This is a genomic window from Neolewinella litorea (assembly GCF_004803465.1).
In the GTDB taxonomy this organism is placed as follows: domain Bacteria; phylum Bacteroidota; class Bacteroidia; order Chitinophagales; family Saprospiraceae; genus Neolewinella; species Neolewinella litorea.
In genome coordinates, this window is sequence record NZ_SRSF01000005.1 from 167,541 (window position 1) to 183,749 (window position 16,209).

Consider the following 16,209-nt stretch of genomic DNA (forward strand, 5'->3'; position numbering starts at 1 on the left):
AAACCCCAACCGTGAATCAGTACCGCCAACGCCCCCTGTTTAGTCTGCCCCGCTGGACGGCGTTGTTCGTTCTGCTGATCACCGCCTGGGGTCTGGGGGCCCAGCCGGAAATCCCGCGCAGCACCAATCAGCTGGTCAACGACTTTGCCGGCCTGATGACCTCCGCCCAGCAGGCCCAGCTCACCGAACAGCTGAATGCCTACGCCCGCGAAACCTCCACCCAGATCGCGGTGGTCACCGAAGCTTCCCTGCAGGGGCAGCCGGTCTTTGATCGCAGTCTGGCCATTGCCGAAGGGTGGGGCATCGGGGGTTCGGAGGACAAGGACAACGGGGTGCTCATCTACGTAGCCCGCGACGACCGCAAAATCTACATCCAGACCGGCTACGGCGTGGAGGGCTTTCTCAACGATGCCCGGGCGGGTCGTATCATCCGGAATATCATGACGCCGGCCTTTCGCCAGGGCGATTACTACGCCGGCATATCCGGGGCCGTGCAGGCCATCATGGACGCCGGGCGCGGGGAGTATACCGCGGATGAGGTGCCGGAAGAGCAGCCGGGCATCCCCCCGGTATTCATCTTCATTTTCATATTCGTCATCTTCATGCTGCTCAATCGCTTCGGCAATCGCCACGACGATGATGACGACGACGACGGCGGCTACTGGCGCGGGGGTCACTACGACGGGCGCCGGAGTCCGCGCGGTCGGCGGGGCGGCGGCTGGTTCATCCTGCCCGGCGGCTTTGGCGGCGGCGGTGGTGGAGGCGGCGGCTTCGGGGGCGGCGGTGGTGGCTTCGGCGGCTTTGGCGGTGGTGGCTTCGGCGGCGGAGGCGCGGGCGGCGGCTGGTAGCGGTCTTAACGCTTCGTTGACACCCATTGCGGTCGGCCGTGCGTTAGGTTTATCTTAGCCAAAATTTCCCGACCATGCGTTATCTCATTCTGCTCTGTATGCTGGGCCTCTCGGTCGCCGGCACCGCGCAATCGGCCGCGGCATCCGTGTGGCAGGACCTGGCGAAGGTGAGCTACGAAAAGAAATACGACGAGCTGCTGGGCTTCAAGGTGGACGTGCCGGTGTTCGGCCAGGACGTCAAGGCCCTGGAGGGCAAGGTCATTGAGATCAGCGGTTACATCGTCCCCGTGGAGGGTTACAAGAGCCACAACGAGTTCGTCTTCAGCGCCTACCCGTATAACATGTGCTTTTTTTGCGGGGGCGCAGGTCCCGAGACCGTTATGGAAGTCACGGCCAAGGAGCCTGTGAAGTATCGCACCGAGCGGATCACCCTGCGCGGCAAGCTGAAGCTCAACAACGACAACATCAACCAACTGATGTACATCCTGGAAGACGCCGAGCAGGTATTGACCAAGTAATCGCCCCGCCGGATTCCATTGGTGAAGACGGCACCGTCGCTATTATTATCCGCCGGGCTACGCATTACCCTGGAACCCGGCCACTGAACCCCGATCCTTTGAAGCTTTCCCTTTTCCTTTCCGGCTTATTCATCTGTTTGATCACTGCGTCGTGCACCAACGACGCCGGCCCTCCGGTGCAGGACATTGCACCCGCGCCCGCGCCCCGGGAAGCAAAGCCCGTACCCAAGTTTGACCGCGACAGTGCCTACGCGTACGTGGAAAAGCAGGTGAACTTCGGTCCGCGCGTAGTCAACACCGAGTCGCACCGGCAGACCAAGGAGTGGTTGATCAAGAAACTCGAGGAATTCGGCGCGGAGGTGCGCATCCAGGATTTCGCGGCCGAGGCTTACGACGGGACCACGCTCAACGCCACCAACATCATCGGGCGCTACGCTCCGGAGCGGGAAGACCGCATCCTGCTGGCCGCCCACTGGGATACCCGACCGGTAGCCGACAGCCCCCTGGAAGACGATCCCAATGCCGTAGTGAACGGGGCCGACGACGGTGCCAGCGGGGTAGGGGTGCTGCTGGAAATCGCCCGCCAGCTCGGCATGAGCGATCCCGGCATCGGCGTGGATATCGTACTGCTGGACGCGGAAGACTACGGACAAGCAAACGGCGGCAACCGCAACAGTTGGGGCCTCGGCGCCCAGTACTTCGCCAAGAACGTGCCCGCCCCCAAGCCCCGCTTCGGCATCCTGCTGGATATGGTCGGGGCACGCGACGCCAACTTCGCCGTGGAGGGCTACTCCGAAAAATACGCCCCGGAAATTGTGGGCAAGGTGTGGCGGCTCGCCAACAGCATGGGCTACGGCAGCTACTTCGTCAACGAGCGCGGCGGCGCCATCACCGACGACCACTTCTTCCTGAACACCATGGCGGGTATTCCCACCATCGACATCATCAATCAACGCAAGGATACCGACAGCGGCTTCGTGCCCCACTGGCACACCGGCGACGACAATATGGACGTCATCGACAAGCGTACCCTGCGGGCCGCGGGTCAGGTGGTACTGGCTACCGTTTTCCGGGAAGCGGCTGGGACGTTGTAGGGGAGAGTTGCTGGTTGCTGGTTACTGAGCAGAGCGCAGCAGGTTTCCCATATCCACTTTCGGTCCGATCAAACCGGCCAGCTCTTCCTTCTTCACCCGCACCTGTTCGAGGGTGTCGCGGTCGCGAACGGTGACGGTGCCGTCTTCCAGACTGTCGAAATCGACGGTGATACAGAAGGGGGTGCCCACGGCGTCCTGGCGGCGGTAAAGTTTGCCGATGGAGCCGGTGTCGTCGTACTGCACCTCGAAGCGAAAGCGGAGGTCGTCAAAGATCTCCTTCGCCATGCCTACGAGTCGGTCGTCGTTGCGCTTGAGGGGCATAATGGCCGCCTTGACGGGCGCGATGGCGGGGTGGAGCGACAGCACGGTACGGGTGTTGTTGGGATCGTCCTGACCGGGCACCTGCTCGTCGCGCAGGGCGTGCGTAAGGGTGGCCAGGAAGAGGCGGTCGGCGCCGATGGAGGTCTCAACCACGTAGGGCACGTAGCTTTCCTTCGTTTCTGGGTCGAAGTACTGCATCTTTTTGCCGGAGAGCTCCTGGTGGGCACCGAGGTCGAAGTCGGTACGGCTGTGGATTCCTTCGAGTTCTTTGAAGCCGAAGGGGAATGCGAACTGGATGTCCACGGCCGCGTCGGCGTAGTGGGCCAGGTTGTCGTGGTCGTGGAAGCGCAGTTTTTCCTGGGGGTGGAGGGCTAGGTGCCACTTCAGGCGGGCCTCCTTCCACTTTTCGTACCACTCCTGCTGGGTGCCGGGCTGGATGAAGAATTGCATTTCCATCTGCTCGAACTCTCGCATGCGGAAGATGAACTGGCGGGCGACGATCTCGTTGCGGAAGGCCTTGCCGATCTGGGCAATGCCGAAGGGCAGCTTCTGGCGGGTGGTCTTCTGGACGTTGGTGAAGTTGACGAAAATGCCCTGGGCGGTTTCGGGGCGGAGGTAGAGCTTGCCTTCCTCGCCGGCGATGTTGCCGAGTTGGGTGGAGAACATGAGGTTGAACTGCCGCACATCGGTCCAGTTCTTGCTGCCGGTGTCGGGCTCGCTGATGCCGAGGTCTTCGATGATCTGCCGGAGGCCGGCCATGTCGCCGTCGGTCATGGCGGTGGCCAGTCGGCTGGCTACCTCGTCGTACTCGCGGGCGTAGCGCAGTACGTTGGGATTGGTGGCGCGGAACTGGGCCTCGTCGAAGTCGTCGCCGAAGCGCTTTTGGGCCTTGGCGATCTCCTTATTGATCTTGCCCTCGATCTTGTCCATGTAGTCTTCGATCAGCACGTCGGCGCGGAAGCGCTTCTTGGAGTCCTTGTTGTCGATCAGCGGGTCGTTAAAGGCGTCGACGTGTCCGGAGGCCTTCCAGGTCTTGGGGTGCATGAAGATGGCCGCGTCGATACCCACGATGTTGTCGTGCAGCTGCACCATGCTGCGCCACCAGTACTCTTTGAGGTTGTTCTTCAGCAGTACGCCGTTGGGCCCGTAGTCGTAGGCCGCGGCCAGTCCGTCGTAGATTTCACTGCTCTGGTAAATGAAGCCGTTTTCCTTGGCGTGGGCGGTAAGGGCTTTGAAGTCTATCTCGGTGGCCATGGGGATTTAATTTTAGGCCGCGAAGATAGCTAAAGGGGCGGGGGTTGGCCAGCGACCGGTTCGTGGTTCGTGCCCTCCGGTCGCGGGATGCGGTAGCGCCCGACCGGTTCGTGACCTCCGGTCGCGGGATGCAGTGCTGCCCGACCGGCTCGTGACCTCCGGTCGCGGGATATATTACCGCCCGACCGGAGGTCGGGAACCATGCCCCGACCGGTTCGTGCCCTCTAGGCGCGAGATATAGTGCTGCCCGACCGGTTCGTGACCTCCGGTCGCGAGATGCAGTGTTGCCCGACCGGAGGTCGGGAACCGTGCTACCCGACCGGTTCGTGCCCTCAGGTCGCGGGATACGGTGCTGCCCGACCGGAGGTCGGAAACCGTGCCCCTGACCGGCTCGTAACCTCCAGTCGCGGGATATATTACCACCCGACCGGAGGTCGGGAACCGTGCCCCCACCGGTTCGTGCCCTCAGGTCGCGAGATACGGTACCGCCCGACCGGAGGTCGGGAACCATGACCCCACCGCTTCGTGCCCTCAGGTTGCGAGATAAAGTACCGCCCGACCGGAGGTCGGGAGCAGCGACCCTCGCACCTGCGGCCCCGGCCCCATGTTCGGCTGATGTACCTTAGAGCCAACCGGAAGTACTTATGGGAGAAGAAAAAGTAAACGTACCGACCGCGGAGAGCCACTCGGCCTTCACGCGCCACCTGCTGCAGGACGTGCAGGCGCTCGAGTACATGCTCAAGCACGAATGGTTCGAGACCGACACCATCCGCATCGGCGCCGAGCAGGAGATGTGCCTGGTGGACCGCAAAACCCTGAAGCCCACCCCGAAAAACATCAACGTGCTGAAGCGGCTCAAGGAATATCCCTGGGCCACTACGGAGATCGCACGCTTCAATCTGGAGACCAACTTTACGCCCCGCACCTTCGGCGGCGACGCCCTGCGGCGCATGGAGGAGGAAAACATGGAGCAGCTGCGCCTCGTCAAGATCGCCGCCAAGGCCAGCAACGCCCACATCGTGCTCACGGGCATCCTGCCTACCCTGCGCAAATTCGACCTGGCCCTCGATAACCTCACGCCCAAACCCCGCTACCTGGCGCTGATCGAGGCCATCAAGGCCCAACAGAAGAACGAGCGCGGCTTCGAACTCAACCTCCAGGGCATCGATGAGTTGCACATCCACCACGACAGTCCCCTGCTGGAAGCCTGCAACACCAGCTACCAGGTACACCTACAGGTGACGCCCGATACCTTCGTGCCGCTGTACAACATCGCCCAGGCCGTCGCCGCGCCCACCCTGGCCATGGCAGCCAACTCCCCACTAGTCTTCGGCAAACGGCTATGGCACGAATCGCGCATCGCCCTCTTTCAGCAATCGCTCGACGTAAGGACCAGCAAGGAACACATGCGGCAGTCCGAACCCCGCGTAAGCTTCGGCACGCGGTGGCTGGACCAGAGCATCATGGAGATCTACAAGGAGGACATCGCCCGCTTCCGGGTGCTGCTGGGCACCGAGATCGACGAAGACAGCCTGGATCTCGTCGGCCAGAAAAAAATACCCAAACTGCGCGCCCTCCAGGTGCACAACGGAACGGTATACCGCTGGAACCGACCCTGCTACGGCATCAGCGAGAACGGAATGCCCCACCTGCGCATTGAAAACCGCGTGCTGCCCTCCGGGCCCACCGTGCTGGACCAGACGGCCAACGCCGCCTTCTGGCTCGGCCTGATGATGGGTATGGCGCACGAGTACAAGGACATCCGCGAGCACCTGAGCTTCGCGGACGTGAAGGACAACTTCTCCAAGGCTGCGAAATTCGGCATAGATACTCAGTTTACCTGGTTCAACAACCGCAAGGTGAGCTGCCGCGACCTGATCCTGAACGAACTGCTGCCACTGGCTTACAAAGGCCTGCAGGCCCGGGGCATCGATCAGCCCGATATCGAGCGGTACCTGAGGGTGATCCAGGAACGGGCGGAGGTACACCAGAACGGTGCCCGCTGGTTGCTGAAATCCTTCACCTCCCTCACCGAACGGGTCAACCGCGACGAGGCGGTCACCATCCTCACTTCCCAGATGATCAAGTGCCAACTGGAGCAGGACCCGGTGCACAAATGGCCCATCCCCAAGGTGGAAGACCTGAAGCACTACCGCCCGGTAGGACTGCGGGTGGAAGAATTCATGGAGACGGACCTGTTCACCGTACGGGAGGCGGACCTCCTGGAACTGGTAGGTGATCTTATGGACTGGCGCAAACTCCGCTACCTGCCCGTGGAAGACGAGAACGGCCACCTCTGCGGCCTGATCACCACTCGCAAGCTGCTGCGCTACTACATCCAGAAGGGCCGCATCAACAACAACATGAACGACTACCGGACGGTAGGCGACCTTATGATCAAGAACCCAACCACCGTAAGTCCGCAAACCACTATAAAGGAGGCCATGCAACTCATGCGCGGCGGCAAACTCGGCTGCCTGCCCGTGGTCAAGGACGACGAACTGGTGGGCATCATCACTGAGATGGACTTCCTGCGGGTGGCTGGGCGACTGATTGAGAGGCTCAAGTGATTTAGGATTTACAATCTTAATTTACCATTGGGGCGCGCCGTACTTCGTCGGTACAGACCCGGGAGTAGCAATTGACCGATCACTGCTTTTGAAGAGGTACACCACTGGAGGTGCGGGGCCGTGCGGTAGCAACATCGAAAATTGTAAATCCTAAATTCAAACCCTTCCCCTAGTCGCCTGACGAATGGAAGTGAGGTGTGAAATGCGATTCTCGGCTTCTCATTAACGATTGGGAAGATGCCGCTGTACCTTGTTGCCCCGACCCATCTGGTGAGCAATTGACTAATCGCTGCGTTTGGGGAGGTAAACAGCCGGGAAGGGCGGGAGCCATGCGGCAGCAACATCGAAAATCGTAAATCAGAAATTGTAAATCTTAATGTCCCACAAGCCCCGCCTGACCCCTATGAACGAGAAGGTCACCCTGCTGTCCGTCACGACCAGCCAGTACCTTTCCGAGCAGATCGCCGAAGCCTACGGGCACGAACTCGGCCAGTTCCGGGTGGCGCGCTTCAGCGACGGTGAGATGCAACCCATCATCGAGGAATCGGTGCGCGGGGAGTACGTCTTCATCATCGGCAGCACCTTCCAGCCCAGCGACAACCTGATGGAGATGCTGCTGACCATCGACGCGGCCCGGCGGGCTTCGGCCGGCTACGTCTGCGCCGTGATCCCCTACTTCGGCTACGCACGGCAGGATCGCAAGGACCGTCCCCGCGTGCCAATCAGCGCCAAGCTCATCGCCAACCTGCTAGAAGCCGCCGGGGTAGACCGCCTCATGACGCTGGATTTCCACGCCGACCAGATCCAGGGGTTCTTCGACATCCCCGTCGACCACCTCCAGAGTCAGGCCATCTTCATCCCCTACTTCAAGGAGCAGGACATGAGCAACGTCATCTTCGCCAGTCCGGACATGGGCGGGGTAAAGCGTGCCCGGGCCTACGCCAAGTACTTTGAGCGCGACATGGTCATCTGCGACAAGTACCGCAAGCGGGCCAACGAAATTTCGGGCATGACCCTGATCGGCGACGTGCGCGGCGCGGACGTCATCCTGGTAGACGACCTCGTGGACACCGCCGGGACCCTCTGCCGGGCGGCCGACCTCATCATGGAAAAGGGAGCTCTCAGCGTGCGGGCCATCGCTACCCACCCCATGTTGAGCGGCAACGCTTACGAGAACATCAACAACAGCCAGCTCACCGAGCTCATCGTTTCGGACACCATCCCCCTGAAGCAGAACAGCCCGAAGATCAAGGTGCTGGGGTCGGCAGACCTCTTCGCCACCGCCATTCGGAATACGCACGACAACGCGAGCATCTCGGCCCTCTTCGTCAACTAGGACGGGTGCCCGGCGGTTAATTGTCTTCATGCCCTCACGTAAGCTCTACGATTACAACGCCTCTTTCCGGGCCGAGCTCGCGCGCCTCAACGACCGGCAGCGCGCCGCCGTGGAGGCCGTGGAAGGACCGGTGATGGTACTGGCCGGTCCGGGCACCGGCAAGACCCACCTGCTCGCCGCGCGGATCGGAAATATCCTGCTGCGCACCGACGCCGGCGCCCAGAATATCCTCTGCCTGACCTTCACCGACGCCGGCGTGAAGGCCATGCGCGAGCGGCTGCTGAGCTTCATCGGTCCGGAAGCGCACCGCGTAAGCATCTTCACTTTCCACAGTTTCTGCAGCCAGGTCATCCAGCACAACCTGCACTACTTCGGCCGGCCCGGCCTCGAACCGCTTTCGGAACTCGAGCGCATCCGCATCATCCGCGACCTGCTCGACCGGCTGCCGCAAACCGACCCCCTGCGACTCGGCTACCACGAAACCTACCACTACGAGGACCACCTGCAGGACCTCTTCGCCCAGATGAAGGCTGAGAACTGGACCGAGGACGAAATGCAGCAGCGCATCACCACCTACGTTGACGGACTGGAGCGCCACCCCGACTTCACCTACCAGCGCAAGTACAAGGACAAGCAGGCCGGCGACCCCAAGACCGGTCTGATCGAGGAGGAGCGCGGCCGTATGGCCAAACTCGCTTCGGCCGTCAGTCTCTTCCCCCGCTACCAGGAAGCCCTGCGGCAGCAGCGGCGGTACGATTACGGCGACATGATCGGCTGGGTACTGCGGGCCTTCCACGATCATCCGGCGCTGCTGCGCAGTTACCAGGAACGCTTCCGGTACCTACTGGTAGACGAGTTCCAGGACACCAACGGCAGCCAGGAACGCATCATTCGCCTGCTGACCGACTACTGGGAAAATCCCAACATCTTCATCGTCGGCGACGACGACCAGGCCATCTACGAGTTCCAGGGCGCCCGCCTCAACGCCATGGTCGACTTTCACAACCGCTACGCGCGGGACCTCACCGTGGTCACGCTCACCGAGAATTACCGCAGTATACAACCCATCCTCAACGGCGCGGAGGCCGTCATCAACCGCAATGTCCTGCGCATCGGCGACCGGCTGCCCCACCGCGACATCGACAAGCGGCTCAACAGCAACTCAGCGGGCGCGGACGCGGGTGCCGTACCAGCAGAAGGGGCCGGGCCACGTGGCATCACCTACCGCAGCTTCCCCGACCACCGGCAGGAAACCGGGTACCTCGTAGGCCAGCTCAAGCACTGGCACGAAGCCGGCATTCCGTGGTCGGAAATGGCCGTCATCTACGCCAAACACAGTCAGGCCGACCTGCTCCGCCACCTGCTCGAGCGGGCGGGGATTCCCTACCGTAGCAAGCGACGCCCCAACGTGCTCGACGGCCGACCGGTACGCCAGTTGCGCGATCTGCTGCGCTACCTGCACGCCGAGTACGAGCGCCCGGGAACGGGGGAGTACCTGATTTTCCGCATTTTGCATTTCCGCTGCTTCGGCCTGCGGCCCCACGATCTGTCGCTCGTCAATCTCGGGCGCCTCGACGCCGTTGACGTTCACGGCCGCTTCCCCGGCTGGCGGGAGTACCTGCAACAGGCGGAGCTGTACCCCTACGGCGTGGAGGAGGGAGCCGCCCTTCACCGGGTGGCCGGCTGGCTGGAGGAGGCAATCGGGCGGATTGGCAGCCTGCCCCTGGCGGAACTGGTGGAGTACGTGCTCAACGGTTCCGGTTTGCTGGCTGGCGTACTGCGTGATCCCAACCGGGCGGAACTGCTGCAGCATCTGGCGACCTTTACCGACTTTGTACTGCGCGAACTGTCGCGCCGGCCCCGCCTCACCCTGCGTGACCTGCTGGAAACCCTTGACCAGATGGATGGCAACCGCATCGAGCTGCCACTGCGTTCCCACCTGGATCAGGCCGACGCGGTACTGCTGGTCACGGCCCATAGTGCCAAGGGCCTGGAGTTCGAAAAGGTCTGGATGCTCGACTGCTCGGAAAAGAGCTGGGGCCCCGGCGGGGGCCGCTCCCGCAGCCGCTTCAAATTGCCCGACACCCTCACCTACGCCGGTACGGAGGACGAGGAGGAGGCCCGGCGCCGGTTGTTCTTCGTGGCCCTCACGCGGGCGCGCTCCGAGGTGGTGCTTTCCTGCGCGGAGTTCAGCAGCAAAGACAAACTTCAGCAGCACGTCGCCTTCGTGGACGAACTGATGGATGGCGGCGACGTAGCGCACCGGGAAACCAACCTCGACGCCGCCATTCTCGACGAACTGGCGCTGCTGCAACTGAGTCCGAAAGACCCCGCCCGCTTCCCCCTGCTGGAGCGCAGCGCGATCGATCAGTTGCTGTCCGAGTTCCGGTTGAGTGTGAGCGCACTGTATGCCTACCTGGATTGCCCCCTGCGGTTCTACTACGAAAAGCTGCTCCGCGTGCCCGACCGGGAGCGGGAACGTACCGTCTACGGCTCTGCCCTGCACGAGGCGCTGCAGGATTACTTCCTGCGGATGAAGCGGGACCCCGACCACGCCTTCCCCAGCCGGGAGGAGTTGGTGTACAACTTCGAGATCGCCCTGGCCAAGCGGCGCGGGCTATTGTCCCGCAAAGGCTACGAAAGCCGTCTGGAACGCGGCCGCCGGGAGTTGGTCACCTACTACGATACTTTCCGAAAGGACTGGGTCAACGACGTGGAAATTGAATACCTGATCCGCAACGCCGAAGTGGATGGCATCCCCCTCACGGGCATCATCGACCGTATCGATGTGATGAGCGACGCCTACGTTCGCGTGGTGGATTACAAAACGAGCACCGCCGGTAGCGGTAAGCTCCGCCGGCCGTCAAAGACCAACCCCTACGGCGGAGACTACTGGCGGCAGCTGACCTTTTACAAGCTCTTGTACGACAACCGGCCCGGCAACCTGCGCCGTGTCAAGGAGGGCCGCATCAGCTACCTGCTCACCAACCCCGACGGCCAGCAAACCGAAGAGCGCATCGAACTGATGACGAAGGACACCGACGCCCTGCGGAAGATCCTGCGCGATACCTGGGAAGCCATTCAGGACCACCAGTTCACCGGTTGCGGCAAACCGGACTGTGAGTGGTGCCGCTTCGCCCGCGACCTCACCGATGAGGTGCCACTGGAGGCCACCGAGGCGGTTTATGGGCTGGATGATTCGGCGTAGCGCCGGGGCGAGCCGCCAAGCTGTTATGAATACAGGCAGCCTGGCGACTAACAGTCGCCGCTACAGTGTATATCCGTCGGCATTCGTAGCGCCGGCTTGAGCCGGCAAGCTGCAATGGATGCGAGCAACATGATAGCTGAAGCCCTCGCGAAAAGCTGAATTACGGGCAGCATGACGGCTGAAGCCGTCGCTACGGGGCGTTTTCTGTTATTCGTAGCGCCGGCTTGAGCCGGCAAGCTGCTCTATATGCGGGCAGTGTGACGGACGAAGCCGTCGCAAATCGCTGATTTACGGGCAGCATGAGGGCTAAGGCCGTTTTTCTGTTATTCGTAGCGCCGGCTTTAGCCGGCAAGCTGCAATGGATGCGAGCAACATGATGGCTGAAGCCGTCGCTACGAGACGTTTTCTGTTATTCGTAGCGCCGGCTTGAGCCGGCAAGCTGTTGGGAATGCGGGCATTAGGACGGGCGAAGCCGTAGCAAAAGCTGATTTACAGGCAGCATGACTGCTAAAGCCGTCACTAAGGGGCGTTTTCTGTCATTCGTAGCGCCGGCTTGAGCCGGCAAGCTGCTATATATGGGGGCAGAATGACTGCTAAAGCCGTCGCTACGGGGCTGAAGTCGCTACAGGAAGGGGTTTTCCCGCCGTTCCTCACCGATGGTGGTGGTGGGGCCGTGCCCGGGGTAAACCACCGTTTGATCGGGGAGGGGCATCAGCTTGGTGAGGATGGAACCGATAAGGGTATCGTGATCGCCTAAGGGCAGGTCGGTGCGGCCGATAGATCTTTGAAACAGGACGTCGCCCGCGATGAGGTAATCTTCCGCGCGGTTGTAGAAGCAGATGCTGCCTGGAGAATGGCCCGGACAGAAAAGCACCTCAAAGGTGGCCGTACCCAAGGTCACGGTATCTCCATCATGGATGAAGTAGTCCGGGGCGGGAGAGGCCGTCATAGGGGGCAAGCCATAGGCCTGAACGATCATCGGCGCGGCTTCGAGGATCTGCTGCTCCAGGGGATGGATCCCCAATTGAAGACCGTAACGCTCCACAACGAACGCGTTGCCGAAGATGTGGTCGAAATGGCAGTGGGTGTTGATCAGCTTTACGGGCTTCAGGCCCAACCGGTCGATCGTCGCGGCCAGTTCCCGTTCCTCGGCCGGCGTGAAGGCACCCGGATCGAAGATGATGGCCTCCTTGGTGTCGTTGTCGTAGACTAGGTAGGTATTTTCCTGGACGGGATTCTGGGTCAGGGTATTTACGGTGGTCATTGGAAAGTACAAAGTTTGAAGAACGAAATACGAAGTAGGAAGGTGCTACCGGGAGCCGTGTCCACAGGAACTGCAGGCGATGCACCCGCGCCCCGCCGCACAAAAAAACGGGGGAACCGGAAGCCCGTCTTGGTAGACGACCACCCGGATCCCCCGTTCGGTGGGCCGAGAAATTAGCGCCGGCTAGGAGTTCATGGTGGCCAGGAATTCCTCGTTGCTGGTGGTGTTCTTCATGTGGCGCATGAGGAACTGGAAGGCTTCCTCGGGCTTCATGTCGGCCAGGTGGTTGCGCAGGATAAACATCCGCTGGAGTACGTCGCGGTCGAGCAGCAGGTCGTCGCGGCGGGTGCTGGAGCGGGTGAAGTCGATGCTGGGGTACATCCGCTTGTTGGCCAGCTGGCGGTCGAGTTGCAGTTCCATGTTGCCGGTACCCTTGAATTCCTCGAAGATGACCTGGTCCATTTTGGAGCCGGTATCGATGAGGGCGGTGGCCAGGATGGTCAGCGATCCGCCGCCGTCGATGTTACGGGCGGCACCGAAGAACTTCTTGGGCTTCTGGAGGGCGTTGGCCTCGACACCACCGGAAAGTACCTTGCCGCTGCTGGGCTGTACGGTGTTGTAGGCGCGGGCCAGGCGGGTGATGGAGTCGAGCAGGATACATACGTCGTGGCCGCTTTCCACCAGTCGCTTCGACTTTTCGAGTACGACGTTGGCAACGCGAACGTGGTTTTCGGCGGGCTCGTCGAAGGTGGAGCTGATGACTTCGGCCTTGACGCTGCGCTTCATGTCCGTGACTTCCTCCGGGCGCTCGTCGACGAGCAGCACGATGAGGTAGGTCTCGGGGTGGTTCTTGGCGATGGCGTTGGCGACGTCCTTGAGCAGGAAGGTCTTACCGGATTTGGGCTGTGCGACGATGAGTCCGCGCTGACCCTTACCGATAGGGGCGAAGAGATCGACCAGGCGCATGCCGTAGTCGCGGCCGCCCACGGAACCGGAGAGGGTGAACTTCTCGGTGGGGAACTGGGCGGTGAGGTAGTCGAAGGGTACGCGGTCACGCACGTCCTTCGGGTCGAAGCCGTTGATCTTTTCTACGTCGAGGAGGGCGAAATACTTCTCACCTTCCTTGGGGGGCTTGACGGGACCGCGCAGGGTATCGCCGGTGCGAAGACCGAAGGATTTGATCTGCTGCTGGCTGACGTAAACGTCGTCCGGGCTCGTCATATAGTTGTAGTCCGGCGAGCGCATGAAGCCGTAGCCGTCGGGCATCATTTCCAGGATGCCGGTGGAGCTGATGATGCCGTCCAGTTTGAATTCGGGCTGGCCGCGGCGGTTGTCGCTGCGTCCGCGATCGTTTCCGCCGCCGGAGTCGCCGCGGTTACCGCGCTCGTTGTTGCTGGAGTCACCACGATTGCCGCGGTCGGTGTTCTGGGAATCGCCACGGTTACCGCGGTCGGCGCCGTCGTTGCGTGAGCCTCCACGGTTGCCCCGCTCGTTATTGGAGCCCCGTCCGCGATTGTCGTCGCGTTCTTCGGTGCGGCCCCGGCGCTCGTAGCGGTCGAAGCGCTGCTGCTCGGTGCCGGATTCGTCGTCGCCTTCATTGCCGCGTCCCCGTCCCCGGCTGCGGTTGTCGTCGCCTTTATCCTTGTTGTCGTCGCGGTTATCGGGCTTATTGCCTCCGCGGTTGCGGCCGGAATCGTCCTTTTGCTTGGTTTCTTCGCGCATGCTGCGGCGTCCGCGCTGGCGGGTACGGCCTCCTCCGCTGGACTTATCGTCGTCCTTGCTGTCGGCGTCGTCGTTGTCCTCGTTGTCGGTGCCGTTATTGCCGGAGCGTCCGCGACCGCGGGCGGGGCGCTTGTTATCGTCGTTGCCGTCGGAAGAGCGGTTGCTGCGGCGACCACGTCCGCGGCCTGATTTTTCATTCTGGTCGGTACCGTCGGTATCGTCATCGCTGTTGCGGGCGGCGGCAGCGGCGGCTGCGGCGCGGCGGTTGGGCACGCGGTCGGTATCCGAGGCGGCGGGCGGTTCGCTGGCGGCGCCGGTTCCTTTGACGGCTTGTTGCTCCAGCAGGGTCAGGATAAGGTCCTGCTTGTTGAGTTTCTTGTAGGATTTGAGGCCTAACTTTTCGGCGTAGTCCCGAAGTTCGGGGACCAGCATGCCCTGTAATTGCGCTATGCTAAACATCTATAGGTATGGTACGTAAAGGGGAAATTGGTGGAACCGATGGTTACGGGCCGGCTTCCCGAGCGGAAGCGTGATCAGAGGGCCAGAGATTCGGAAAAAGTGAAGGTCGACCGGCGGGGAGGGCAGAAATGCCACTACCAGAGTCAGCACGCGGAATCGCTTGCCGCGCAAACCTACAACCAAATTTCGAAACGTAGACGAAAGGCGGTGATAGATTTGCAACTTAATACAAAAATCAGGACATAAAGGTTTACGGCCCCCTCCGGCGGGTGCCGGCCGGGATGTCTGGGCCGGTGAATTACCTTTGGGCCCCACTTAAAGATAATGGTATGCTACTCGTATCCACCCTGCGCGACGACCGCGAACGTGTCCTGACGGGATTGAACAAACGCAATCTCGATGCCGCGCAGAGCGTCGACCGCGTCGTGTCACTCGACGACCGCCGCAAGGAACTGCAGGCCCGCCTCGATAACCTCCTGGCCGAGCGCAACAGCCTGTCGAAAACCATCGGCGAGCTCTTCAAGTCCGGCCGCAAGGACGAGGCCAACGAAAAGCGACAGCGGGTGAACGACATAAAGGAGCAGACCGGCCCCCTAGAAGACGAACTCAACCGGGCGGTGGAAGAGCTGGAAGAAGCGCTCCTCCAACTGCCCAACGTACCCCACGCACGCGTCCCGGCCGGCAGCAGCGCGGAGGACAATGAAGTTTACCGCCCCCACGAAGGCGAACTGCCCGCCCTCGGCAACGATGCCCACCCCCACTGGGAACTGGCCGCCACCTACGGCATTTTCGACCTGGAACTGGGCGTACGGACCACCGGCAGCGGCTTTCCGGTCTTCACCGGGCAGGGCGCCCGGCTGCAACGGTCGCTGGTCAATTACTTTCTGGACCGCAACACCGCCGCCGGCTATACCGAGTACGCCCCGCCGCTGCTGGTCAACGAAGACACCGCCCGCGCCACTGGGCAGCTGCCCGACAAGGAAGGGCAGATGTACTACGTACCCGCCGACGACCTCTACCTGATCCCCACCGCCGAGGTGCCCCTGACCAACCTCTACCGCGGCGAACTCCTCGACGCCGACCGCCTGCCGATACGGCTGACCGGCTATACACCCTGCTTTCGCCGCGAAGCCGGCAGCTACGGTGCCCACGTGCGGGGCCTGAACCGCGTCCACCAGTTCGATAAGGTGGAGATCGTACAGCTGGCGCGCCCGGAGGAGAGCTACGACAAACTGGACGAAATGGTCGACCACGTCGCCGGCCTGCTTCGGGAACTGGAACTGCCCTTCCGCATCCTCCGGCTGTGCGGGGGCGATATGGGATTCACCTCGGCCATGACCTACGACTTTGAGGTCTGGAGCGCCGCCCAGGAACGGTGGCTGGAGGTGAGCTCGGTATCCAATTTCGAGACCTACCAGAGCAACCGCCTCAAACTCCGCTACCGCACGGAGCGCGGCACCGAACTGCTGCACACCCTAAACGGCAGCGCCCTAGCCCTGCCGCGCATCATTGCGGCGCTGCTGGAGAACAACCAAACCGATGGAGCGATTCTATTACCCGAAGTGCTGCACGGCTACTTCGGCAAGGATCGGCTGACGCCCCTTGCCTCCTAAAG

General features: G+C 61.9%; 10 protein-coding genes. 7 read left to right on the forward strand and 3 right to left on the reverse strand.

Features of this window, described 5'->3' with window-relative positions; translation table 11 throughout:
- The first annotated feature begins 11 nt into the window (after window positions 1-11).
- The 3 genes from E4021_RS12980 (at window position 12) to E4021_RS12990 (ending at window position 2,460) form a co-directional block, all read left to right on the forward strand.
- Complete coding sequence (locus E4021_RS12980) at window positions 12-848, forward strand: TPM domain-containing protein (protein ID WP_211097018.1); 837 nt, start codon at window positions 12-14, stop codon at window positions 846-848.
- A 74-nt stretch (window positions 849-922) separates the two neighbouring features.
- Complete coding sequence (locus tag E4021_RS12985; RefSeq protein ID WP_136459789.1) at window positions 923-1,366, forward strand: DUF3299 domain-containing protein; 444 nt, start codon at window positions 923-925, stop codon at window positions 1,364-1,366.
- A gap of 98 nt (window positions 1,367-1,464) precedes the next feature.
- Window positions 1,465-2,460 carry a M28 family peptidase gene (locus E4021_RS12990; protein ID WP_136459790.1) on the forward strand — a complete coding sequence of 332 codons (996 nt, stop codon included), beginning with the start codon at window positions 1,465-1,467 and terminating at the stop codon, window positions 2,458-2,460.
- A 21-nt stretch (window positions 2,461-2,481) separates the two neighbouring features.
- On the opposite strand, the gene E4021_RS12995 is transcribed toward E4021_RS12990, so the two are convergent.
- Entirely contained in the window at window positions 2,482-4,035 is a 1,554-nt protein-coding gene (locus E4021_RS12995) for a glycine--tRNA ligase (protein WP_136459791.1), read from the reverse strand.
- A gap of 644 nt (window positions 4,036-4,679) precedes the next feature.
- Here E4021_RS12995 and E4021_RS13000 point away from each other — a divergent pair.
- The 3 genes from E4021_RS13000 (at window position 4,680) to E4021_RS13010 (ending at window position 11,149) form a co-directional block, all read left to right on the forward strand.
- Window positions 4,680-6,605 carry a CBS domain-containing protein gene (locus E4021_RS13000; protein ID WP_136459792.1) on the forward strand — a complete coding sequence of 642 codons (1,926 nt, stop codon included), beginning with the start codon at window positions 4,680-4,682 and terminating at the stop codon, window positions 6,603-6,605.
- 376 nt (window positions 6,606-6,981) lie between these two features.
- Window positions 6,982-7,941, forward strand: coding sequence for a ribose-phosphate pyrophosphokinase (locus E4021_RS13005; protein WP_246050297.1), 960 nt, complete (start codon window positions 6,982-6,984; stop codon window positions 7,939-7,941).
- Between the two features lie 28 nt (window positions 7,942-7,969).
- Complete coding sequence (locus E4021_RS13010) at window positions 7,970-11,149, forward strand: ATP-dependent DNA helicase (RefSeq protein WP_136459793.1); 3,180 nt, start codon at window positions 7,970-7,972, stop codon at window positions 11,147-11,149.
- A gap of 622 nt (window positions 11,150-11,771) precedes the next feature.
- Here the strand turns inward: E4021_RS13010 and E4021_RS13015 are convergent.
- Window positions 11,772-12,413, reverse strand: a complete 642-nt coding sequence (locus tag E4021_RS13015) for an MBL fold metallo-hydrolase (RefSeq protein ID WP_136459794.1) — start codon at window positions 12,411-12,413, stop codon at window positions 11,772-11,774.
- 183 nt (window positions 12,414-12,596) lie between these two features.
- Window positions 12,597-14,567, reverse strand: a complete 1,971-nt coding sequence (gene rho, locus E4021_RS13020; RefSeq protein WP_246050298.1) for a transcription termination factor Rho — start codon at window positions 14,565-14,567, stop codon at window positions 12,597-12,599.
- Between the two features lie 356 nt (window positions 14,568-14,923).
- Between rho and serS the strand changes: the two genes are divergently transcribed.
- A complete protein-coding gene (gene serS, locus E4021_RS13025; protein ID WP_136459796.1) occupies window positions 14,924-16,207 on the forward strand; it encodes a serine--tRNA ligase in 1,284 nt (427 codons plus the stop codon).
- Window positions 16,208-16,209 lie beyond the last annotated feature (2 nt).

What these genes read in the sequence shown, in the direction of transcription:
- E4021_RS13000 (WP_136459792.1), top strand. Translation starts at nt 4,680, where the DNA reads ATGGGAGAAGAAAAAGTAAACGTACCGACCGCGGAGAGCCACTCGGCC.
- E4021_RS13015 (WP_136459794.1), bottom strand. Translation starts at nt 12,413, where the DNA reads ATGACCACCGTAAATACCCTGACCCAGAATCCCGTCCAGGAAAATACC.
- E4021_RS13010 (WP_136459793.1), top strand. Translation starts at nt 7,970, where the DNA reads ATGCCCTCACGTAAGCTCTACGATTACAACGCCTCTTTCCGGGCCGAG.
- E4021_RS12985 (WP_136459789.1), top strand. Translation starts at nt 923, where the DNA reads ATGCGTTATCTCATTCTGCTCTGTATGCTGGGCCTCTCGGTCGCCGGC.
- serS (WP_136459796.1), top strand. Translation starts at nt 14,924, where the DNA reads ATGCTACTCGTATCCACCCTGCGCGACGACCGCGAACGTGTCCTGACG.
- rho (WP_246050298.1), bottom strand. Translation starts at nt 14,567, where the DNA reads ATGCTGGTCCCCGAACTTCGGGACTACGCCGAAAAGTTAGGCCTCAAA.
- E4021_RS12995 (WP_136459791.1), bottom strand. Translation starts at nt 4,035, where the DNA reads ATGGCCACCGAGATAGACTTCAAAGCCCTTACCGCCCACGCCAAGGAA.
- E4021_RS13005 (WP_246050297.1), top strand. Translation starts at nt 6,982, where the DNA reads ATGTCCCACAAGCCCCGCCTGACCCCTATGAACGAGAAGGTCACCCTG.